This window comes from Maridesulfovibrio ferrireducens, assembly GCF_900101105.1.
GTDB classification, from domain to species: Bacteria; Desulfobacterota; Desulfovibrionia; order Desulfovibrionales; family Desulfovibrionaceae; genus Maridesulfovibrio; species Maridesulfovibrio ferrireducens.
In genome coordinates, this window is sequence record NZ_FNGA01000001.1 from 194,923 (window position 1) to 219,394 (window position 24,472).

Sequence of the window (24,472 nt, forward strand, 5' to 3'; positions counted from 1 at the left end):
GTCTATTTTTCAATAATTGATTATGAAAGGGAAACAATCAACGGGATGACGTGCAACTGCTTATTCTTCTCTTGCGTGGAACCGAGTTTCCAACTTACGTTTTCGCTTTTACCTACTGCTTCGCCAATTTTTTCAGCCAGCCCTTGAATATTAATAATGGGGTGACGCGAAAAAACCTGTGGCAAACCATAAGTCAAATTACAAGCAAGACAGCATCCGGGACGCTCTTTTAGACGCAACTCAAAATTCACAATATCGCCTGAATCTCCAACATATCCAAGCTCAATATCATAGCTGCCTTCTTCCGCATCTCCGAACAGAGCCTCAAAAAAATCATTAGAACGGCTTGCCGGGAAAAGAGATTCAAGCAGTTGATCGATAAAAACATCACCATACTGACCCATAGATTTTCTCCTGTACTGTCTATTAATAAAAGCAATCTAGTGTTGCCATACAAAAAAGCATAATTCTTTTCAACCATAAATAAAAAATAAAGCCGGACAGAATCAATATCCTGCCCGGCGTTCATCTTTTATTTACTCAAAAACCAACTAGAATTTATCGAATTCATTATCGCTTATTGCACGCATATTTTTAACACTTGTTGCACCATATGCATTTGTATCATCGATCTTGAAGAAGGACATAGTCTGGTGCAAATGGGAAGCCTGCCCCGCTAACTCTTCAGATGTAGCGGACATTTCTTCCGCCGCCGAGGCTATCTGCTGTATTACTTGATCAAGCTGGGTTACCGCACGATTGACCTGCTCAGCTCCCGAGTCCTGCTCTCTTGATGCAGCAGCAATTTCTTGAACAAGTTCTGCTGTCCGCTGAATATCAGGAACCATTTTGCTAAGCATGTTCCCGGCAGACTCAGCAACAGCAACACTTGAGGCGGATAGAGCATTAATTTCGGCAGCAGCCTGTCCGCTACGTTCGGCCAGCTTGCGGACCTCTGCCGCGACAACGGCAAATCCTTTACCATGTTCACCGGCACGAGCCGCTTCAATAGCCGCATTCAAGGCCAGTAAATTTGTCTGGCGGGCAATATCTTCAACAATTGATATTTTATCTGCAATCTGACGCATAGCCTCAACAGTCTGGGTCACAGCCCTTCCGCCTTCTTCAGCATCCTCTGCCGAACGACGAGCCATTCTCTCAGTCTCAAGAGCATTCTCGGTACTCTGGGTAATATTCGTCACCATTTGAACCATGCTTGCTGCAACTTCTTCGACATTAGCCGCCTGCTCAGTTGCACTCTGCGAAAGAGTTTCAGCAGTGGCAGATAATTCGCTACTGCCGGAGGCAACCAAATCAACAGATTCACGTACATTGCGGACTACTGCCCGGAGCTTATGCCCCATCCCTGTCAAATCGGCAGCAAGCTGACCTATTTCATCCTTTTGTTTAATATCAAGTGAAGCATTCAGATTTCCTGAAGCTATCTGCTGAGAAAAAGCAACTCCTTCGCGTATGGGAGCTACGATAGATCTGGCAAGAATATAAATAATGAAAATCAAAATAAGGATAGAACCAATACTCATAAATACGGACAGCCAGACAACTTCATTAGAAGCTGCAAGCACTTTGCTCATGGGAAGAGCAACGCCGAGACACCATCTCTCGTCAGTCCCGCTAATCGAAAATGGCGAAAATATCAGCTCGTATTCTTCCCCGTCTTTCTTCAAATAATTAATAGCAACTTTACCAGTCTTCAAAGAAGAAGAAATTTGCTGCGCCATTTGAGAAGGGACAATTTTGCGAACGCTTTTCCCTATATAATTTGAGTCAGGATGCGCTACCACTTTTCCAGATTGGCTTATCAAAAACCCGTACCCTGTTCCGAATGGAGCAACTGACTCTGTCAGCTTAGCCATCTGCGCTACGTCCATATCGACACCGGCCACACCGATAACAACTCCATTGTGTCTAATAGGAACACATGCAGTAACCAGCGTAACTTTTGATCCCCCAAAATCATATTCTGTAGGATCTACAAGATAATCTTTCCCCGTGCGAAAAGAGACCTGATACCAGTCCCCATTCAACCCTGTAGCATATGACATACTCTGTCCGGTACGATACCACGGAACATATCGCCCATCTTTATTAGCCCCGGGAGTTCCAACAAAATCAGCATCCCTACCGTCAAATTGATCAGGCTCAAAAGCCACCCATGAACTAACTATCGCTGGATTAGAATCAGCAACTTTTTTGATAATTTCATTAGCTAAACCGCGTTCTGGTGTGGCTGAAAATTGTTTTATACCTTCAAAAGTCTGAGCTAAAGATTTTGCGGCAGTTAAAGCTCCATCCAAATCAATTTTGATAGTCTGCCCATACCGCGCAGACATCTCCATACCGATACTTTTTGCATCATCATGGGTTACATCCTGAAAACGAGTAACCAGCACAGCAAGAGTAATCCCCATAACCAACAGGACTACAAAGCCCACAGGAACCATAATTTTATTCCGTAAACTCATATTTCTATATAACTTCATACCTCTCCCGACAGGAACAACCTATTAAAATTACAGACACTATGCCATTTAAGCGAACCTCTTATACATCTCAATTTAAAAATAATAAAGAGCGATTAAGGTTGTAAAATAAAGTGGAAATAATTATCTCCATCAGAGACTGCAAACCCAAAACAACTAGGTTAAAAAATATGGCTCAAAACAAAAAACAATCCACCATTGTATATTCCACCGACCACGGAACCATATGTCCGGCCTGCAATCGCCCAAAAGCAAACTGCACCTGCGGTCAAAAATCCATCCCCAAAAGCGACGGAATTGTACGTATTGAACGCCAGACCAAAGGACGCAAAGGTAAGGGAGTCTCACTTATTACAGGTCTGCCTCTTGAAGGGAACGATCTCAAAAAGCTAGCCAAGACTCTAAAAGCTAAATGCGGAACCGGCGGAACTCTCAAGGACGGAATTATTGAAATTCAGGGAGACCACAGACAAGCTCTGAAGCTTGAACTGGAAAAACTCGGTTATAAAGTCAAACTGGCTGGAGGGTGAAACGTAAAATTAAAATTCTCAAGGTTGCGTAGAATTCTTAATAAATGCTACATTACCTGTAAGTCTCTTTTTTTGAATTAACTCAATTCGGAGAACACAGGTGGCGGGTAAAACCAAGCTTTCCTTAATAGCTATCAGAATAGCATCCATTTACGCCGCTTTCGGTTGTTTATGGATACTTTTATCCGACAAAATTTTACTACTCCTTGTACAGGATGCAGACAGGGTTAACCGTCTTCAAACTTACAAGGGATGGTTTTATGTCTTTGTAACGGCTTTATTAGTTTATGGATTGATAAAAAAACACCTTCGTTCACAGCAACTAAGCCACAGGCGCTACCAACGATTGCTGAACAATATCGCTGATCCTATCTATCTGGCAGATTCACAGGGAAATATCATTGATGTCAATAATTCTGCATGCGAAAAGCTAGGCTATACCCGGGAAGAAATACTTGGCCTTGAACTTAATGACATTGATGCCGATGCCAATCTTCACGAGTGGTCTGATTTTATTAACACAGTTAATAATGATCACTCCTTTTCTCTGGAGAGTCACCACAAGCGTAAGGATGGATCGATTTTTCCCATCGAAATATCTGCATACATATTTGACGAAGATCAAAATCGTTACTGCTTGGGGGTCGCTCGAGATATAACCATGCGGAAAAGAACTCAGGAGCTTCTGGTTCAAAGTGAAAAAATGAGTTCTTTAGGTGAATTGGCAGCCGGTATCGCTCATGAAATTAATAATCCTCTCTCTGCAATCATGGGGGCATCTCAAAACATTTATAATCGTATATACGCTGACACAGACAAAAATATTGCAACAGCGGCAGAAAACTCAATTTCATTAAATGATATGCGTAGCTACCTAAACAAAAGAGAGGTCAATCGCATGTTAAATTCTATTTCTGATTCTGGATTAAGAGCTTCAAAAATAGTGCACAACGTGCTCAGTTTCAGCCACAAGGCCGTTAAACAACTTTGCATTTGTGAAATCAATGAACTTTTAAATGAAACAATTGAATTAATTTCTAACGACTACAATTTAAATAAAGAATTTGACTTTAAACAGATAAAAATCACGCGCGAATTTGGAAAAGATATTCCCCAGATCTGCTGCCTTGCGAATGAGATCCAGCAAGTTTTTCTGAATGTGCTAAAAAACGCCACGGAAGCGATGTCTGAAAAAAATTACGAGAAAGGAACAGCACCAGAACTTATACTGCGGATAAGTTCAAAAGAGTCAAAGGTTACTCTTGAAATCGAAGACAATGGCCCGGGGATGACTGAAGAAATCCAAAACAAGATTTTTGATCCATTCTATACATCAAAAGAAGTAGGAAAAGGAACCGGATTAGGCTTATCTATCTCCTATTTTATCATCACAGACTTACATCACGGCCAAATGAGTGTAACCAGTGTCCCAGAAGTGGGAACATTGTTTACCATCACACTGCCAAGCAGAGTAGAAGAGAAGTGCTCTTAAAGATCGCACCAGCGCCAAAGATAAAACCTGATGCGATCCGTATAAAACATCTATCTTATTTAAAAGAGCTTACAAATTGACGACCGAATTCTCGACATTTTTCCGAGGCTTCATCATCCGGTTGCCACATTATTTTAAGTCCTTCCCCGACAAGTTCAAATCCGGCTTCATCTAATCTGTTCGCGATTGCCTTCGGAGATTCCCCACTCCAACCATAAGACCCGAAAGAGGCAGCTTTTTTGTTCTTAAAAGCCAATCCGCGCATTTCTTCTAAAATTCCAGCAACAGATGCCAGCATACCTTTATTAAACGTAGGCGAACCGACAAGAACACCCTTGGACTTGAAAACTTCAGTGATAATATCGTTCATATCTCCGGTGGCGCAGTTATAAATCTTAACTGCAAGCGAGTCATCAGCTTCACGAAGACCCTGCGCAATAGACTCCGCCATAAGTCTGGTTCCGTCCCACATGGTGTCATATATGACAGTAATCTGGTTTTCCTGATAATCTGCGGCCCACTCCAGATACTTATTTACAATCTGCATAGGGTCGGACCGCCAGACCACCCCGTGGCTGGGACAGATAAAATCTACCGGCACGCCCAGACTGACAACTTCATTAATCTTGGCGGTTACAAGTTTGCTGAACGGAGTAAGTATATTCGCATAATATTTCATTGCTTCCTGAAACAATTCGCATTCATCAACAAGATCATTATATAATGATTCTGTGGCAAGATGTTCCCCGAAGGCATCATTACTGAAAAGTATATTATCACCTGTCAGATAACACATCATTGTATCAGGCCAATGCAGCATCGGCGCAGGAATGAAAACCAGTTCACGTTTTCCAAGCGAAAGAGTCTCACCCGCTTTAATTACCTTGAAATTCCAATCACCATGATATTGCCCTTTAAGAGACTTAACGCAGTTGGCTGTACAATAAACCGGAATATCCGGAATACGCCGCATTAATTCTTTAAACCCGCCACTATGATCAGGTTCGCCATGGTTCATAATTACATAGTCGATATTCTGTAGACCTACTTCTTTTTCAAGCAGATCAAGAAATTCAGAGGTAAACGGGGTCCAAACGGTTTCCACTAACGCTATTTTTTCATCCCGAATCAGATAGGAGTTAAAACTCGTTCCATGGTGAGTTGAATACTCTTCACCATGAAATTTTTTAATCTGCCAATCAACCTTGCCTACCCAACTGACTGCATCCGTTATCTGTACTGACATACTTCCGCCTTTGTTAGATGGTTCAGTAGCAATTCAAGAAACGTAATTTTAATTAATCCCTCTCAAAAACATAATATCCAACGGGAATAACAACCAAAGTAAACAGAGTTGAGGCCAGCAATCCAAAAATCAAAGCCCATGCGAGGCCGGAAAAGATCGGGTCCAAAGTAATGGGCCATGCTCCGAGAGCAGTTGTGGCAGCCGTCAACACTATAGGGCGTAAACGCACAGCCCCGGAACGGATAAGAGCCGTTTTAAGTTCCATTCCTTCAGCCATCGATTTACGCACAAAATCAATAAGAACCAGAGAGTTACGAATAACAATTCCACCCAGCGCAATCATCCCGATCATACTGGTCGCTGTAAAAAATATCGGATCAGCAAAAGCTTCACCGACCATTCCCGCAACTTCTCCCGCCCCTATCAGATTGAGCAGCCAGAATCCGGGCATAATTCCCAGCAAAGTCAAAGGTATCGCGCTCATAATAAGAAGAGGCATACCGAATGAACCTGTCTCCACCACCAATAAAATATATATACCGAGCAGGGCCGCGGCAAAAGCCAGTCCCAGATCACGGAACACATCAAGCGTGATCTGCCATTCACCTTCTCCCGCCCATTCAGACCAGATAAACGGCGGCAGGGGATCAGCTTTCAACTTCGACTGCATATCAAGCACAGCTTCACCCGGGGCACGCCCGGCCATTTCAGCGAACACATAAACAACCCGTTTAAGATTCTTATGATAAATCGGTTGTTGCTGATCAATCTCTACAAGTTCACCAAGTTCAGCCAACGGAACAGATTTACCATCTAAAGTTTTAACTTTGATTTGTGAAAGAGTACCCGCATCAGAACGACGCACTCGCGGAAGAATAAGTTTCACAGGCAAGGGGCGACGTTCCCCTTCAACATGCACCGTAGCCGGAACCATACCGGATAATGCCATTTGCAAGGTCGCCACGACGCTACGAGCGGTAACCCCGTGCAAAGCCGCTTTTTCTTTATCCAGCACAAAATCAACCATGATCCGGTCAGCTTCGGTGGAATCATCCACATCGACTACCCCGGATTCAGTTGCCATAATCCCCTCAATCTGATCCGCCCCTTCAATCAGAGCTGAATAAGGACGGTCCTCTGCACCATAAACTTCTGTAGTAATGGTCGATATAACCGGAGGTCCGGGAGGAGATTCAACAATTTTAATCCGACCGTTGTTGCGCTCGGCAACAGCTTCAAGTTCATTCCGAAGCCTGAGCACAATGGCATGACTCTGTTCACTGCGTTGAGATTTATCCGCCAGATTAACGCGGATATCTGCCATATGCCCACCGTTTCTCCAATAATAATGGCGGACCAGCCCGTTGAAATCCATTGGAGAAGGCTCGCCTGCATAAGTTACGAAATTTGTAACCTCCGGCACACCCCGCAAAATCTGCTCGAACTCACGAACCACTCTGTCGGTCTGCTCGAGAGGTGTTCCCTCATCCATATCAATAACAATCTGAAATTCATTTTTATTATCAAACGGAAGCATTTTGAGTGGAACAAATCGCATTCCAGCAAGCGCAATTGAGAAGACCAGCCCTAAAACAATACCACATAACAGCATCCAGCGTTTAACTGATGATTCAAGAAACGGTGTAATAATCCATGAATAAAAACGCTCAATTTTACCGGGACCGGAATCAAGCTCGGAGCCGGGTTTAGGCTTAATATCTTTTAAAAGGCGGAAGGCCAGCCACGGCACAATAGTAAGTGCGCAAATCGTTGAAAATATTACTGTCAGTGGCACATTGGCAGCCATAGGGGCCATATAAGGCCCCATCATTCCGGTAATAAAGAAAAGCGGAACAAAGGAAACTATAATTGCCAAAGTGGACATGATCACCGGCGGCAGAACTTCGGAAACAGCATCAAGGGTAGCCTCGGCCGGCTTCTTTTTTTTCATGAGAATGTGGCGCTGAATGTTGTCCACATTAGTAATAGGATCGTCCACCACCAGCCCGAGTGAAAGAATCAAAGCAAAAAGAGTTACACGGTTAATAGTGAACCCCAGCATATAATTGACGAACAGGGCCAGAGAAAAACTGACAGGAACAGCAAGAGCAACAATCGCCGCTTCTCGCCAGCCGAGAGTGAAAGCAAGTAAAAGAACCACGGTAAAAACCGCAAAACCGAGCGAATTTAACAGATCGCTGACTTTCGCATCAGCAGTTTTGCCGTAATCACGGGTGATTTCCACCTCAATTCCAGCGGGTAATACTGTCGTTCTAAGCTGATCAAGGCGTGCAAGAACAGCTTCGGAAACGTCGACGGCATTGCTTCCTTTCTTCTTTGACAAGGCAATAGTCACTGCCGGAAGTGAAGGCTGTTCTGCATCCTGTTCTATGCGGGATAAATAGAGCCTTGAGAAACCTATCCTTGAATAAGACGAAGGTTCTTCCGGTCCGTCCTCTATAACTGCAACATCACGTAAGTAGACAGGCTTTGAATCAAAAACCCCAACTATCAAATTGCGTACATCTTCCGCAGATTCAAGAAAAGAATTGGCTGATATAGTTATCTCACGGTTACCCGAAAGAACAGTTCCGGCCACGGCAGACTGGTCTGCGCCGTCCAAGGCTTTGACGATATTCATGGGCGAAACATTTAATCCCGCCATACGTTCGGGATAAAGCTCAACCCGAATCTCACGGGATCTACCGGAAACCAGAGAGATACGCGAAAGATCTTCCACTTCCGCAAGTCGCTGCGACAGTTCTTCTGCCACGCGGCGCAGTTCAAAATCTGAAATTTCGGGATGATCGGAAGAAGGATATAAAGTTAACGCAACTATCGGCACATCATCAATCTCAACAGGCTTAATAGCCCACCCTGAGACTATACCCGGAACAAGCTCTGCGTTTTTAGTAATGGCATTGTGCAGCTTGATAAGTGATTCTTCCCGATTCTCCCCGACAAAAAAGCGAACCGTCACCATAGAGGTATCGCGGCGGGAAATGGAATAAACATACTCAACACCGTCAATCTGCCACAAAAGGCGTTCAAGAGGCGTGGTAATAAGCTTCTCAACCTCCTCCACCCCCGCACCCGGCGCCTGAACCACAATATCCGCCATAGGCACAACGATCTGTGGTTCCTCTTCTCTCGGGGTCAATTGAATAGCGGCAACTCCGAGCAGGACAGAAGCGATCACCAGAATAACGGTAAGTTTTGAATGTAAAAAGAAACGGACAGTCGATGCAATCAGACCTTTGGACTTTTCACCTTCATGGTTTGCGTCAGGAGTACTCATTTTGATTCTCCACCTGCCTCCAGTGCGGTCATCCCCAGAGTCTCATTACCTCGCAAACCGGACAAAATTTCTATCTTATCTTCGTAGACATTTCCGGTACGGACATACACGGGTTCCCATACTTCTCCGTTCTTTATCAAAACAGTTTCAAGCTGCCCCACCCGCGAAACTGCATGCACTGGCACAACTACAACGTCCTTTTCCCTGAGCGGAACGAGCAGACGCCCGAACATACCGGGATATAATCCGGGGATAGGGTCCAGTCCTATTTTAACCAGAAAAGAGCGTGTGGAAGGATCGGCAGACGGAACAACTTCTTCTACAATTCCGACTGTCCGCTCACCGAGAGCCTGAACCTCGACCGACAATTTTACACCGGGCCTGACCTTTCCGATTACTCCTTCACGAACCAGAGCTTCCAGACGAAGCGATCCGCTGGTCTGAATAAGCATAAGACTTTTACCGGGAAACGCGATGTCACCAGGCTCAACCATCCGCTTGGCAACTTCACCATCTGTATTAGCGGAAATTGTAGTATACCCTAAATTTATTTGGGCTTCTTCTACAGCCTTCGAGGCTTGCTTAACTCCGGCAGAGGCCGCCGCAAGCCCGTCATTAGCCTGTGCAAGATATGCCTTTGCCTGTAAATATTGAGCTTCAACGCGATCAAGTTCGTCAAGTGTGGCAACCTTACTGTCAAATAAGGTCTTCATGCGCTTCCATGTGGATGTTGCTGTATATGATGCAGCCTTTGCCGCGTTGATAGCCTCTCCTGCCTGACGGTGTGAAGCTTCGGCAGACTTGAGCCCCTGCTCGGCACTTTCCAGACGGGTCTGAAAACCGCGACTATCGAGCACTATAAGCTTGTCATCCTTGCGGACTTTGTGACCGGCGCGAACCAGTACACTAAGAACTTTACCTGTGACTTGAGCTTCAATATTGGTTTCGGTCTTAGGCCGTATAGTTCCGACAGCTTCATACATAACCGGAACTACGATTATTTCAGCCTGATCGGTCAAAGCCGGTTCTTCAACGGGTCTGGTAGGAACAACCCGCCCCGGCTGAATTACACCTGAATTAAAAACACCTGCCAGCCATAAGACCAGCAGTGTAACTCCGACTCCCAACCCGGCAACCAAAAAACATTTTTTACCCATCTTAAATCTCCGAGAGTCAAAGACTTCTCAACCCTTTAAAACATAAAAAGGAGAAGGCCCATTTGAACCTTCTCCCGTTTAAAGTTATTTATAAATTATACTGCTTTTTCTTTAATAAGGGTCAGCAACATTTTAAAGCGCTCCTTGGCCTTAAGGCCATGAGGAGTATTCGCAGGCATAACAATCGACTGTCCTGTCCCGACAGTGAAAACATCCCCGTCTATTGTAACCTCGGCGGTGCCGTCAAGCACCTGAACCATGGCATCACCCGGAGTAGTATGAGTGCTGATCCCTTCTCCAGTTTCAAAGGCGAACAGGGTAAGAGTCACTGTTTTGTGTTGCGACAACGTTCTGCTGACGACCTGCCCATCCTGATAGGTAACCAGATCAACCAGATTTACAACTTTGCCATGATCAATATTTTTAATAGTCACCGGATTAGGAACTTTTGAAAGGAAGCTTGAGTCTGCCATGACTTCTCCTTTGAATGAATTTTCGAACTATGAAGACAGAATACACCATTTTTTAAAACATAGAAAACGAAACTCGAGAATTACATGTATTAATCATAAGGATACTGAAAATACGACACAACGATTATATCGTAATTATACGAAGGGCCGCATTATTCAGCATTTCTCGGAGTTTTTGCGAGAGCTCCATCTGAAGTACTTTTGGACAGTCTCCGCGTTAGATCTTCCTTCAATCTTTCCATGTAATCAGCCGGGAATGTCCAGACAGGCCACCCTTCTTCCATTACTAATCCTCGCTCCTTCGGCGATGCATTATACATAAGCGTCATCAAAATATCACTGCTGACCCACGGACTTTGCCGAAAATAGGCATGACCGTTTCCTGTATTTGCCGAGGAAGCCTTAGTAACGTCTATCAGTCGTAGCTTAGGATTATCTTCAAGATATGTTTTCACAGACTCCGCCATATCCTTGGGAGCCTGTCCAAGTCTGGCCCTGTTAAATATCCAGCTTGAAAGACCTAAAGCAGTATCAGTTCCAGACATATAAACAGTCATGTCATCCGCCACATCAAGCATTCCTTCCTGAAGATTGGCTCCGAATATCTCCGCATCAAGATCACTTCCTACAAGCATAATATGCCCGAGACGGAGATTCTTGATAGAGTCCTTAGGCGCATGCTTATATGCAAGTGTCAGTTGAAACATAGCTTTTTCCACAACCTGAGTTCCGGCACTATATCCTAATACGTGAATTCGTTCAGCCTTGGTTGATTTTGCCAGATATTCAATAAAAATCCGCAAATAATAAGATGACAATTCGGCTGTTTCAAGATCCGACAAATAAGCAAGCGTCTTTGGAGTTGCAGGCCATGAAAAAGCCACGAAAACACCTTTATAGCCAAGAAAATGCCAAAGCTCCGAAGCCACGAGAATCGGGTTATCAAAGTTAACCTTGTACCCCGGAACATATATATAAATATCTTTGCCGCGTGATTGGGCTAACTGACGATTAATTCGAGAAGCAAATTGAACATCTTTGACAACAGCTCCCTTTTCTAGAATTTTGTCGGCGTAAAAAGGAGTTAAACTGAGACCGAGGATACCTATTTCGTTTACACTTCTAACTTTAAGCGGATACTTGTCTGTTCTGTTTTTAAGCAGAGAAATACGACGAGCCTCTTCCCAACTGAAATCCCCCTTGCCCATCATAATCTCGGCAGTACCCAAATGAAGCACTCCTCCGCGTTTAACTCCATACATTTCAGAAGGGTCAGGCGAAGGCTCTCTATTCGTTGCATAAAACAACTCAGGTAGATCCGCCCCTGTAAAAGGATAGGTTAAATTGAAAACTTCCGAAGTATTCTGATGATACAATAAAGGAGCAGGCATTAAATCTATAGTATAAGAGCTTTTCGCGGAACAACCTATTACGAAACAACTTAATGTTGCCAATAAAATCAATATATAAGGTCTGATATATGAGAATATTTTTTGCATAATTATTACAATAAAGGGCTCTTAATCTTTTGTCTATACAGGTTGTACTTTTTTACGACCATTGTATTCAGTGCAAAAGAAATCTATATACAGTAAATCAACATTAAATAAGGAGATACTTTTTGGATTCTGAATATCAGGACAACCCAGATCGTTTGCCGGAACAAATATCAGAAGTATTTGAATCTTTTTCTGATTTCATTCTGTTTGCAGACAACGAAGGAATTATCTGCCGCGCCAATAAACCCGCGCAATCTTTTTTCGAGGACAAGTTAATCGGCAACACTCTTTGGAGTGTCTTCAGAGTAGAAACTGACAACATATCTAATTTTGTTAAACTCTACCCCACAGAAAATGTTCATGAAATACCATACGGAGAAAGCGGTGGGAGCTATTCCTTAAGACTCATCTCACTACCTGTCCCGTTTTGCTCAGACGGATTTTTAGCCATTGTTACCAACAATGCCCCTCTGGTTGAACTCCATGAGACATATGAAGAACGTCTTGAAAGTGGACTTGAAAAAACTCGTGAACAGGTCGACGGTATGAATGTTGCCTTACGGTCCGTCATCGAATCGGTAGAAGAAGAAAAAAAAGACATGCACGAAGATTTTGCATTGCAAGTACGCGAGCAGATCATACCCGCTCTTGATAGAATGATTAAAGAACCACTCCCTCAAATGCGAAAAAGCTTCGGAAAATTTATTAAAGAACGATTAGAAGCTCTTACAGGAAAAACAGGAGATCAATTCGAAGATCTTCTACTTAAGCTTACTCCTCGCGAAATTGAAATATGCCGCTACATAGAAGCGGGAAAAAGCAGTGAACATACCGCGGAACTGCTGGGTCTTTCTGTAGATACGATTCTGACTCATCGTAAAAATATCCGGCGCAAGCTCGGCCTGCGCGGGAAAAAAATTTCACTCATTTCCTACCTCAAGCATCAAAACAACTCATAGTTTAATGGGTACCAAAACTACCCATTAAGTACCCAGTAAGTCACCTTGTGACTTACCTGTTAGTTTGATTTAATTAAAAAATAAGAACAATTACTCAATTTATTTTTGTTTTTTTTAATGCTTTACACTCTAAAATTTAATTTTACTGATGTAAAACAAATTACTTTTATTGCTATTTAATATCTATTTGCATTCTCAATGCGTTAAAATATATATTTTACATACTCATAATATGCTTACAAAGCATATTACTGACTTTTTTTACGACATACAAAAATTTAACATTAAAAATTATCGCGTGTAACAACAGGCTTTAATAACCCTTTTTAACGCCTTCTACCTTATCGATTTTACATTATTTATAACGACACGGCTGTCAAAGGACTTACAATGGAAGTATACAATTCACATCAGCAGCAATTATCCGACATTTTAGACGAAGATTCGTCCAAAACGGACTGGACTGATTGGAAATGGCATATCCGCAATTCAATAAAGACAGTTTCCGGTTTTGAAAAAGCGCTCGGCATAAAATTCACCGATAAGCAACGAAGGTTACACGAACAAACACTCAAGAAATTCCCTCTTGCTGTAACACCTTATTATTTATCTCTTATTCATACAGATAATTACGAAAACGACCCAGTATTCAAGCAGTCATTCCCAAATCCGCGCGAACTGATAATCAGCCGCTGCGACATGGTTGACCCCTTACATGAAGATGAAGACAGCCCTGTACCGGGCCTTACTCATAGATATCCGGATCGAGTTCTATTTCATGTCAGTAATCTCTGCGCAATGTATTGCAGACATTGTACCCGCAAAAGAAAAGTGGGAGATGTAGACTCCATTCCCGGCGAAGCCCAGCTTGAAGCAGGGTTGGAATACATCCGCAACACTCCGCAAATCAGAGATGTTCTGCTTTCCGGAGGAGATCCATTCATGCTCTCCGATGAAAAACTGGACTGGTTGCTCACTAAAATAGGTGAAATTGACCATGTGGAAGTTGTAAGAATCGGAACACGTATGCCTGTTGTCCTGCCGTATAGAATAACGGACAAACTCGTAAATATGTTGAAGAAGCATCATCCTCTTTGGATCAATACCCATTTCAACCATCCACGTGAACTGACTGCATCTTCGCGAAGGGCTTTAACAAAACTTGCCGATGCCGGAATTCCACTCGGTAATCAAAGTGTCCTTCTAGCCGGAGTCAATGACTGTCCGCGTCTTATAAAAACGCTCAATCATAAATTAGTAAAAAACAGAGTCCGCCCATATTACCTTTACCAGTGCGACCTTTCCGAAGGGCTGTCACATTTCAGAACTCCAGTGGGTAAAGGGATAGAAATCATGGAAAGCTTACGCGGACATACCAGTGGATTTGCTGTTCCGACCTATGTCATTGATGCTCCCGGCGGTGGCGGTAAAATTCCGGTAATGCCGAACTATATTGTATCGTGGGCTACAAACAAGGTCATTTTGCGAAATTACGAAGGAGTAATAACCACTTACGCCGAGCCTGATTCCTACGAATGCAATTATTGCGACCGCGACTGTGAGAATTGCAACCTGCAATTAATGGAAGATGACGCAGAAGAAAACCCCATCGGAATTGCAAAACTGCTCTCCGATTGGGATGAAACACTCAGCCTGACTCCTGAAGAAAACGAAAGAACTGAAAGATGTGCCAATGATTCCTGATAAAATAATTTCAATCGGTCAAAGCAAAATTCAGATTGGTCCGCTTAATGACAGAATTTATTTGATGGACCTGTCACCGGACGATATGCCTGAAATTCTTTTTAAGCTTAAAAGCAGAGCCGAAGCAGCCAATGTCTCAAAGATTTTTGCTAAAATTCCAAGAGCTTGCTTGCCAGACTTTGTAGCAGAAGGATTTACAGAAGAAGCGTCAGTTCCGAATTTGTTTTCTAATGATGACGGATCTTTTTTAAGCTTATACAGACAACCTTGGCGTGAAACCATTAAAAATCAGAGTGAGCTTGATAAAGTCATTGCTGTTGCTAAAAGTAAATCCGGAGCAGGGGTTGATAACAAACTTGAAGAAGGGTTGAAACTTAGAAAATTAACTGCTCAGGATTGCCAATCCCTAGCGGATTTATACAAAGAGATATTCAGCACCTATCCCTTCCCTGTCCATGACGCTGATTTCATTAAACATGAAATGGATCAAAACGGTTGTTTTTATGGAGTTTTTCACAATGACAAATTAATCGGCGCGGCTTCAGCCGAAGCTGGATCAGACGGTTGGAGTGCGGAACTAACCGACTTTGCAGTTCTACCCGCATATCGCAAAAAAGGCATAGCCGGGTCATTACTGCACAAGCTCGAAAAAGAATCCGCCGCAACAGGTAAAAAGTGTTTTTTCACAATTGCACGGGCCTGTTCATATGGAGTAAATTCTCTTTTTGCCAAAGCCGGATATACTTATTCTGGAACAATCCCGAATAATACTAATATCAGCGGAGGACTGGAAACAATGAATATATGGTTTAAGCATCTATCCTGAAGAGCTTCATTTATAAGCTACTCACTAATACCCTGCTCCATCATACGTTTGAAAAGAGTTTCTATAAACTTACCGGAAACAACGTCCGGCAAAGAAAAGAGCGGCATTTTTGCGTCAGACAAAACTCCGGTGTAAGCAAACCAAATCTCCGAAGAAATCTTATTCAATGCGGGAATCAGAAACTCGCCCCACAATTCTCCATCCTCTGAAAGATCCAACCCGAAAGCCCTGCATTGCAAAGGACGATCATCAAATAGAAGGCAGGATTTATTTTTAAGCAGCGGACAAACAGAGCCTGCCCCGGACAAACAAAACTCAAGAACTCCTTTTTCTTTGCTCAATTCAGATGAAGCCCTCCTTTCAGCCCAAGCCGTTTCAACAGCCTGTTCAATAACAGCAAGACGTTCTTCGTGACCAAGCTCCAGATTAATCTGATGACTGAGATGTACGGCTTCCACCAAGGTGAGACTGACCGGAGTCCGGCAACACTGATCATTATTAAGTCCACAGGCTACAACTTGTGCAGACTCACGAGCTACAGATTCAACGCGCTGAATCAATTGATCATAATCATTAAAAAAAGGTGACAGATCAACCAGCCTTTTGAATTCCAGATAAGGTTCACGAATCGTTAACTTGCCGCTCTTTTTGCCGTATTTACGAATGACCCACCACTGCTCGAAATTGGCAGGTTTGGATCTCAGTTTTCTTAAAGCTTTCCAAGCCAGTCTGTGACCCAGCCCCCGACGAAGCAGATAAGCATTGAGAATTGTTCCGGTCCGCCCGATACCGTGACGACAATGAATCAAAACCTTTTTACCTAGATAAATAGCTTCATCCAGCCATTCCAGAGTCTTTTCAAGTTCAATAAGCCCCGGAGCCTCTTCATCCTCGAGCGGAAGATAATAGACATCAAACCCGGCATCTTTCTCGATGTCATACAGGTCGCAAAACTCACCGCACAGGTTCAGGATGGCATCCACCCCTTGCTCCTCCAGAGATTTAAGCTGGACAAAGCTCATGGGAGCACACCCCACGGCAAGCTGATCCGTAACCCATGTCAGATGATAAGCCGGTTTATTATGAACAGTTTCCATCAAGCCTCTCCGCACTCTCAATAAACAGCCGGACTTCGGCTTTCACTTGTTTTTCATTTTGAAGACGCATATCCATCAGTCGCGTAACCGCCAGCAGATACCCCAATATATTTAACAAAACACAGGTATCTTTCTCACTGATTCTGGAACATATGGCGTCAAGCATATCCCCGTGTATTTCTATTTCGAATCCGTAATGATCAAGCACACGGCGAATAAACTCCAACCGTAAAAGCCTGTTTTCAAGTTCAGATCCGCCGCCTCTAAATCTAAAATTAATATAATTCGCCCCTGCGTTGGGTCCGCAGATGGAATCCACTACAGAAAAATGATAGCCGAAACGAATCATAAGATGAAGATAGTCTTCCGAAACAATGCCGTAACTAGCAAGCAACTTAGAATTAACACTGAATATTCCGGCAGAGACCCGGTCAAACTCCTCCCAGTCTATGTGAGTCAGTCCCTTTGACCATTTCACCATAGGACTGGCCAGCCCCCTCCAAAGCTCCAACATCGGCTGACTCTTTATATCCTGAGGAGTTATGTGACCCCTTTTAGTTGTGTTTAAAACCAATCCCTTACCGAGATCAAGAATATACATAACCAGAGGTAATTCACTTTTCAATTCCTTTGCCGCGCCCATACCGCGACCCATTTTATCCACCAATGAAAACATTTCTTCTACTGATTTTTCATGGCAAAAACGAACTAAATCATGCAGCGAACAACACCCTTCAGCCGTAAAATCAGCAGACTCAGGGTCCGTAAGGTCCAGTTTTACAGTAAAAGGCGCAACCTTGGAGGAAAAATCAAAGACTCGCTGTGCAACTTTCTCTTTCTTAAAATTTCTAGTTACCACTTCCTCCACACAGCCATCGAACACCGCTCCATCCACCCCGTCAACCGTCACAAATTGTCCTGCTGAAAAACTCCCTAGAGTGTCGCCGACCAAAACAGGTAGACCACACTCACGTGCAACGGATGCAAAATGACTTGCCCGGCTGCCTGTGCCGGCAATAACCCCGTTCATTTTAGAGATAAACAGAGAAAGTACGGGCTTAAGAGTCGGTGTAACAACGATCGACCCTTCAGGAATATTCGCAAAATCCTTACCGGTTACTGCAAAATAAATCTCACCGCATCCCACTCCCAGTGACGCACGCTCAAGCCCTTTGACTATAGGAGTGTTCTCTATTGGTGAGTGAACCTCGGCAGCTTTATCTGTATTCTGCTGTATCGGACGTGTCTGTAAGATATAAACATTGCCGGAAGAATCTTTAGCCCACTCAATGTCTTGCGGAAAGCCGAAAAGAGATTCAAGCCGCATGGCAATCCGTCCGAGCTCAAGAATAGTTGCCTCACTTGGAAGAGCATCCCTCTTTGTAGAATTGATTCGGATCAATTTAGGTTCAGGATCTCGGGAGAGAAAAGCTTTTGCCGGAGAAATACTTCCATCTACCAAAGAATCACCAAGCCCGTGAACTCCATAGATACAGATATTTTCACTACGGAACTGAGAGTCAGGATTCTTAGAATAGATAACCCCCGCTTTTTCAGCTTCAACCATAGGAAGAATCAACACAGCCATAGCCGTTTCGCTGTCGGAAAGTCCGTTAGAAATCCGATAAAAAACAGCTCGAGGGCAGAATTTACCAGCCAAAACCCGTTTATAAGCTTCAAGCACATCTTTTTTCTGCACACTGAGTTCACTGGCATATTGTCCGGCAAAAGAAATATCACCGTCTTCGGCCAACGCACTTGAGCGGACAGCTATCAACCCCTCCTCCGAAAACATCTCCGACATAGCCAAACTGATACCGTCCGCAATTTCATCGGGAACATCCGCGGCCAAAATCAGTTCCTGTATTTCAAGGGTAAGCTTCGCAAGGAGGGAATGGTTATCAACTTCCATGAGACTTAAACGACTTTCTATAGCCTCTCTCAACCCGTTAAAATCAATAAACAGATTAAAAGCATTCGCAGTCACAACAAAACCGGGCGGAACATTAACACTGCTTTCATTAAATGCACGCCCAAGATTAGCCCCTTTGCCTCCGGCCAAACCAGGAAAGTCTGCTGCACTACCAAGAGAGAGAATATAAGGAGGGGTTGAGTCAGGCAGATCATGATCAACAGCAAGCTTTACGCAGTCGTCTATTCTACGAAAATTTTCCGCTAAATTCATATAACGAAGGGGGTTCATTTCGACCAGTTGCCCGGTCATAGCCTCAACTGCCAATGATAACCGATGAATCAGCCAGATCACGCGCTGATTATCAACCTTTTTTTTACTGTAGAAGACGTCTTCAAGATCAGCAATTAATTCAAGGGCAGTAGCATCATGGACTAAAAGAGACTTAAACGCCGAATACTTATGCCTAAGGTGAGCGCCCGGAGCAAAAAAAAGATACGTCCAATATTTAAAAAGTTGTTTGACCTGCATGAGCCCCGTTCCCTTTCAAGAATTTATACACTCTTGGATTCGAGTTCATCGACACTAAAGATCCAGAGATATTATTGCCTGCTATGCAACCCTACTCCAAGATGGCAGAAAACCAACACTAATTTTATATATGAAAATAATAATCTCAAATCAACAACCTATTATTACACTGGACTGATTAAATACTCAGGAGTAAAACACTTTTGCGTTTTGTATGCTATAGCCGAAAGGGAGTAAGTCCTTATAATTATTGCGGTAATAAAATATATTAATAACGACAATACTCGCTAACAGCCTAATTATGTCCATCAAAAAGGAGAATTTGATGCAACCTACATTTTTGCAAGCACTAGGCAGCAACTTTCTGGGAGCTGCCCCTAAATGGTACAAACTGACCATTTTATTTTTTCTGGCCTTGAACCCGTGCCTTATGCTCGTTGCCGGACCATTTGTAGCTGGCTGGGCACTTATTGCAGAGTTCATTTTTACACTGGCAATGGCTCTGAAATGTTATCCTTTGCCAGCCGGTGGATTACTTGCATTTGAAGCAGTCTTTCTGGGCATGACTTCAAGTGAGACAATTTATCATGAAGCTATCAAAAATTTTGAAGTAATCCTGCTGCTGATCTTTATGGTCGCAGGGATCTATTTCATGAAAGAATTTCTGCAATTCACATTTACCCGCATTCTCGTTCGAGTTCGTTCTAAGATAGTTATCTCAGTACTGTTCTGTCTTGCGGGTGCTGTGTTATCAGCATTTCTTGATGCTTTGACTGTAACCGCTGTTATTATCGCCGTGGCTTATGGATTCTACAATGTCTATCACAGATTCGCCTCGGGAAAGACCCTGCACTGTGACCATGACCTGTGTAACGATCAGGCTGTCATTGCTAAAAACCGTGAAGATTTGTTGGAATTCCGAGCTTTTCTGCGCAATCTTATGATGCACGGTGCTGTAGGAACAGCCCTCGGCGGAGTTTGCACACTGGTCGGAGAGCCTCAGAACCTGCTCATCGCCAGTGAAATGGGCTGGCACTTCGTAGAATTCTTCATGAAAGTCGTGCCTGTATCAATGCCTGTTTTAGCTACAGGACTGCTGACCTGCGTAACCGTTGAATACTTTCATATCTTCGGCTACGGAGCACAGTTGCCCGGAAACATTCGTTCTCACCTACTTGAAACAGCTATTAAAATGGAAGAACAACAAGGGCAGAAAGGTAAGGTCCGTTTATTCATTCAGGCAATAACAGGTATATGGCTCGTTGCTGCCTTAGCTTTACACCTTGCTGCGGTCGGTATTATCGGCCTGTCAGTTATTATTCTGCTCACTTCTATGAACGGTGTTATTGAAGAACATCATTTAGGAAAAGCTTTCGAGGAAGCACTGCCTTTTACCGCTCTTCTCGTAGTATTCTTTTCAGTTGTAGCCGTAATCCATGATCAGGGTCTATTTCATCCTATCATTAATTACGTGCTCAGCCTGCATGGCCAAACCCAGCTTGTTGCATACTATATTGCCAACGGCTTGCTCTCGGCTATTTCTGACAATGTCTTTGTCGCTACCGTTTATATCTCCGAAACAAAAATGCACTTTGTTCACTTGCTCGGAGCCATTCCCGACATCGGAATGACCGGGCAGGCTCTGATGGACAAACTGACCGACCCTCATATTGCAAGGGCTGATGCAGTTGCTGGCTTACCACAGGCAGCAGCAACTCAGGCGCTCAGTATTATGACAAATCTGGATAAGCTGGCAGTAGCAATCAACACCGGAACCAATATTCCAAGTGTTGCAACTCCTAACGGTCAGGCAGCATTCCTTTTCTTGCTGACCTCGGCTCTTGCTCCGGTTATCAGGCTTTCTTATGGTCGGATGGTGCTTCTGGCTCTACCTTACACCATCACTATGTCTCTCATGGGTCTCGCGGCTGTTAACTATTTGTTATAGTTTTGATCTAAACATTTTAACTACAAATTACTTTGCAAAAAAAGGCTGTCTCCATCAGGAGGCAGCCTTTTTAATATATTAAAAAACAACTTGGATCACATCATAAAACACAGCACTCAACCTAAAAAAAACAAGGATTAATAGACTCCTCAATTAAAAAAGGCTAACAACATATAACCAATATAATCTTCAATTTTGTACCCCGAAACGATTAAACTTTTTAATCGGAGGAAATAATGGGCTTTTTTTTTATTAGAAAACCGAGAACAAAAGCCAAGGTTCCTTTACTGTTTGTCAGTGATGCCCGTCGTGAATTTCTTATCACTGACATCACCCGCAACTCAGTAGCCAGCGGCATGTACTATCTGCTTATGGTGGTTGCCGCTTTCATTGCCTCCATAGGACTTATGGCAAACAGTCCGGCGGTTGTTATCGGGGCCATGCTCGTTTCTCCTCTTATGATGCCCATCTTTGGAGTATCTCTAGGACTGGTACGCGGAGAATTTCCCCTTATACGTGACTCTGTTTTTTCCGTGACCGCTGGGATTTTGCTTGGAGTAGGCGGAGCATTCCTGATTGGGTGCTTCCCGATATTCTTTGAAATAACTAATGAAATTATAACCAGAACAAAACCCAACCTGCTGGATCTCGGTGTAGCAGCATTTGCCGGAATTGCCGGAACAGTGGCCCTGATTGATGAAAAAGTAAGTCCGGTCATGCCGGGGATCGCTATCGCAACCGCACTGATGCCTCCTCTCTGCACCAGCGGCCTATGTCTTGCCCTTCACCAATACACTAACGCCTGGGGAGCATTTCTGCTATTTTTTGCCAACTTTCTGGTTATTCTTTCAGTGGCAAGCGCTTTGTTCATTATGACCGGCTTCATTCCACATTCCGAAAATGAACCGCTACCAAGACTTATCAAACATTTTTCAATAACGACTATCGGGCTTATCCTTGTAGCGGGACTTCTCACCAAATCACTCATAGAGGTCTCGACTTCCCGGAAAATAAACAAAAACCTGAGAACAATCACCATGCAGGCCATTTCCTCCACTCCCAATACGGCCATTAAGGACGTGCAGCATGAAATTACAGACGGCATTATCAGCGGATTTATTATCTTACAAGGACCCAAGTCATTAGATGCAAAGGTGGTAAATAAAATTGAAAAAGAATCCTCACAGACCCTTAATATGCCAGTACAAATCATCGTACGCACAAATATAACCCAAAGCATTTCATCAAGCACCAAAATCAACAGCAGTGCTCTTGTCAATGCAGAAGAAAAAAAGAAAGGAATTAAAGCTGACAGCAAAGTCATAATTCTTGAGCACACAGAACTATTACTACGCAGTCTCATGTCTGACTATCCGTGGTACACTCTCTCCTCTATTAACCATATGAATCTTAAAAATGGGCACGCAGTCATCGCAGAAATCAGCGGACCGGAAAAACCGCTGCCTGAAGATGTTGAAAAAATTGAACGTATGCTGAGAGACAGAACTAAACAAAAAAACCTGACTTTAATCGTCCGTTTCTTCAAAAGTAATGACATCACACGTAACGGCAGAAACCTTTTTGGAACAGTCTACTCAGAAAAAGAGTCCCCAAAAGCGAAAAAAGTAAAAGATTCAGCCATGCAGCTTCTCAAAAACATACGTAATATTTTCCCTATCTATGTTGACACACAAAAAACTGCAGATGGCTGGAAGGTCCTTGCCGACATCACAGGCGAGCGATTGATTACCAGCAAAGAAATCAACAGCATAGAGAAAAAACTTACTAAAGAAATTGGAGCCCCGGTCAAACTTTATGTCTACTCAAGAACTGAGGCAATTATCAGTAGAGAGGGGCTAAAACCTCTTGAATTCTTTTCAACCACAGGCTCCCGTAAACGATTCAAAGTGGACTGATCACTTTTCACTGGGAAGACATCGTTAATTTCAGACATAGTTGATTTATGAAAAAGGCTTGCACATTTTCAAGTGCAAGCCTGCATCGCCCCACATTAGATCGTTAATAGATGACGTTTGCACCATGTGTTGATAATGAATTAATAAATTTAATAAGTATGAGTAAACATTTCGCAAAGAAAATGGTATCAAATTAAGTAAACTTTTACCTAAAATATTGTTGGATAATATAATTCAAAAAACTCCAATTTCTCAACCGAGCAAACGGAATGTGCTCTAAAAGTTGTTTTATATAACAAACCACAAGCAGAAAATAGAGAGCAGAAAATGAATGATAAAATGTCCAGACAGACGGTTCTTGTCGTTGACGATGCCTCTAATAACATTGCTATTTTTTCTAATATTCTATCCCCAAAATACAGAGTTAAAGCAGCTAAAAACGGTTCAAAAGCACTGCAAATAGCTTTTGAAACCATTCCCGACATAATCCTGCTGGACATAATGATGCCGGAAATGGACGGATACGAGGTCTGTCGCAAGCTCAAACAAGACCCGCGAACAAGAAATATTCCGATTATTTTTGTTACAGCGATGGTGAACGTTGAGGATGAGGCTCACGGATTTGAGATTGGGGCTGTCGATTATATAACCAAACCTGTAAGCCCTCCGATTGTGCTGGCCCGGGTTAAAACTCATTTACAACTATACGATCAGAACAGGTCACTGGAAGAAAAAGTCCGCCGGCGGACCACAGAACTGGACAACAGCCGCCGTGAAATTATCCGCAGGCTGGGCAGAGCTGCCGAATATAAAGACAACGAAACAGGCATGCATGTTATTCGCATGAGTTACTATTCGCACATTATTGCCAAAGGGATAGGCATGAACGAGGTTGAAACCGACCTTATACTGAATGCCACTCCCATGCACGATATCGGCAAGATCGGAATCCCGGATATAATTCTGCTCAAAGCAGGCAAACTCGATGAGCATGAAAGGAAGATCATTCAGAAGCATTGTGAATTCGGAGCCGAGATTATAGGAAAGCATGACAACCCCCTACTGCAAATGGCTTACTCAGTGGCTCTTACACATCATGAAAAATGGAATGGAAAAGGCTATCCTCACGGTCTCAAAGGGGAGGACATTCCTCTAGAAGGAAGAATTGTCGCAATTGCTGATGTATTCGATGCCTTGACCAGTGAAAGAACCTACAAAAAAGCCTGGCCTGTTGAAAAAGCAGTCGCTCTTATTCTGGAAGAATCCGGACAGCATTTTGACCCGGCACTCGTGACAGTGTTTATGGATAATCTGGAAAGTATTCTTGAAGTTAAAGATCAGCATGCTGAAAAAGAATAACTTCCTTACATATGTCCACAA

General features: G+C 43.3%; 17 protein-coding genes. 8 read left to right on the plus strand and 9 right to left on the minus strand.

Annotation, left to right across the window (positions count from 1 at the left end):
- Positions 1–20 precede the first annotated feature (20 nt).
- Positions 21–404, minus strand: coding sequence for a pancreas/duodenum homeobox protein 1 (locus BLT41_RS00855; RefSeq protein WP_092157317.1), 384 nt, complete (start codon positions 402–404; stop codon positions 21–23).
- Positions 405–551: 147 nt separating this feature from the next.
- Positions 552–2,504 (minus strand): methyl-accepting chemotaxis protein, encoded by a 1,953-nt coding sequence (locus BLT41_RS00860; RefSeq protein ID WP_244512164.1) that lies wholly within the window; start codon positions 2,502–2,504, stop codon positions 552–554.
- A 170-nt stretch (positions 2,505–2,674) separates the two neighbouring features.
- On the opposite strand from BLT41_RS00860, the gene BLT41_RS00865 reads away from it, so the two are divergent.
- The gene (locus BLT41_RS00865; protein ID WP_092157319.1) at positions 2,675–3,034 is read left to right on the plus strand and encodes a translation initiation factor Sui1; all 360 of its coding nucleotides are present in this window, start codon (positions 2,675–2,677) and stop codon (positions 3,032–3,034) included.
- Positions 3,035–3,134: 100 nt separating this feature from the next.
- Positions 3,135–4,526 carry a two-component system sensor histidine kinase NtrB gene (locus BLT41_RS00870; protein WP_092157320.1) on the plus strand — a complete coding sequence of 464 codons (1,392 nt, stop codon included), beginning with the start codon at positions 3,135–3,137 and terminating at the stop codon, positions 4,524–4,526.
- Between the two features lie 55 nt (positions 4,527–4,581).
- Here the strand turns inward: BLT41_RS00870 and BLT41_RS00875 are convergent, their stop codons facing one another.
- From BLT41_RS00875 to BLT41_RS00895, 5 genes are all read right to left on the minus strand, one after another.
- A complete protein-coding gene (locus tag BLT41_RS00875) occupies positions 4,582–5,772 on the minus strand; it encodes an anaerobic nitric oxide reductase flavorubredoxin (protein WP_092157321.1) in 1,191 nt (396 codons plus the stop codon).
- Between the two features lie 52 nt (positions 5,773–5,824).
- Positions 5,825–9,070 (minus strand): efflux RND transporter permease subunit, encoded by a 3,246-nt coding sequence (locus BLT41_RS00880; protein WP_092157322.1) that lies wholly within the window; start codon positions 9,068–9,070, stop codon positions 5,825–5,827.
- A complete protein-coding gene (locus tag BLT41_RS00885) occupies positions 9,067–10,227 on the minus strand; it encodes an efflux RND transporter periplasmic adaptor subunit (RefSeq protein WP_092157334.1) in 1,161 nt (386 codons plus the stop codon). The genes BLT41_RS00880 and BLT41_RS00885 overlap by 4 nt, the downstream gene beginning before the upstream one ends.
- A 95-nt stretch (positions 10,228–10,322) precedes the next feature.
- Positions 10,323–10,700, minus strand: coding sequence for a cupin domain-containing protein (locus tag BLT41_RS00890; protein ID WP_092157337.1), 378 nt, complete (start codon positions 10,698–10,700; stop codon positions 10,323–10,325).
- Positions 10,701–10,852: 152 nt separating this feature from the next.
- Positions 10,853–12,091 carry an alpha/beta hydrolase gene (locus tag BLT41_RS00895; RefSeq protein WP_170830278.1) on the minus strand — a complete coding sequence of 413 codons (1,239 nt, stop codon included), beginning with the start codon at positions 12,089–12,091 and terminating at the stop codon, positions 10,853–10,855.
- Positions 12,092–12,321: 230 nt separating this feature from the next.
- Between BLT41_RS00895 and BLT41_RS00900 the strand changes: the two genes are divergently transcribed.
- From BLT41_RS00900 to ablB, 3 genes are all read left to right on the plus strand, one after another.
- A complete protein-coding gene (locus BLT41_RS00900) occupies positions 12,322–13,158 on the plus strand; it encodes a LuxR C-terminal-related transcriptional regulator (RefSeq protein WP_092157341.1) in 837 nt (278 codons plus the stop codon).
- Between the two features lie 390 nt (positions 13,159–13,548).
- Positions 13,549–14,862, plus strand: a complete 1,314-nt coding sequence (kamA, locus tag BLT41_RS00905) for a lysine 2,3-aminomutase (RefSeq protein WP_092157343.1) — start codon at positions 13,549–13,551, stop codon at positions 14,860–14,862.
- On the plus strand, positions 14,852–15,688 hold the full coding sequence (gene ablB / locus BLT41_RS00910) for a putative beta-lysine N-acetyltransferase (RefSeq protein ID WP_092157345.1): 837 nt from the start codon (positions 14,852–14,854) through the stop codon (positions 15,686–15,688). Before kamA ends, ablB begins: the two co-directional genes overlap by 11 nt.
- Positions 15,689–15,705: 17 nt before the next feature.
- Here the strand turns inward: ablB and BLT41_RS00915 are convergent, their stop codons facing one another.
- Positions 15,706–16,785 carry a protein-tyrosine phosphatase family protein gene (locus tag BLT41_RS00915; protein WP_092157347.1) on the minus strand — a complete coding sequence of 360 codons (1,080 nt, stop codon included), beginning with the start codon at positions 16,783–16,785 and terminating at the stop codon, positions 15,706–15,708.
- Positions 16,769–19,228 carry a PEP/pyruvate-binding domain-containing protein gene (locus BLT41_RS00920; RefSeq protein ID WP_092157349.1) on the minus strand — a complete coding sequence of 820 codons (2,460 nt, stop codon included), beginning with the start codon at positions 19,226–19,228 and terminating at the stop codon, positions 16,769–16,771. The genes BLT41_RS00915 and BLT41_RS00920 overlap by 17 nt, the downstream gene beginning before the upstream one ends.
- A gap of 325 nt (positions 19,229–19,553) precedes the next feature.
- On the opposite strand from BLT41_RS00920, the gene nhaB reads away from it, so the two are divergent.
- The 3 genes from nhaB (at position 19,554) to BLT41_RS00935 (ending at position 24,451) form a co-directional block, all read left to right on the plus strand.
- A complete protein-coding gene (gene nhaB / locus BLT41_RS00925; RefSeq protein WP_092157351.1) occupies positions 19,554–21,176 on the plus strand; it encodes a sodium/proton antiporter NhaB in 1,623 nt (540 codons plus the stop codon).
- 236 nt (positions 21,177–21,412) lie between these two features.
- The gene (locus tag BLT41_RS00930) at positions 21,413–23,092 is read left to right on the plus strand and encodes a DUF389 domain-containing protein (RefSeq protein WP_092157353.1); all 1,680 of its coding nucleotides are present in this window, start codon (positions 21,413–21,415) and stop codon (positions 23,090–23,092) included.
- A gap of 327 nt (positions 23,093–23,419) precedes the next feature.
- Positions 23,420–24,451 (plus strand): response regulator, encoded by a 1,032-nt coding sequence (locus tag BLT41_RS00935; protein WP_092157355.1) that lies wholly within the window; start codon positions 23,420–23,422, stop codon positions 24,449–24,451.
- Positions 24,452–24,472: the final 21 nt, after the last annotated feature.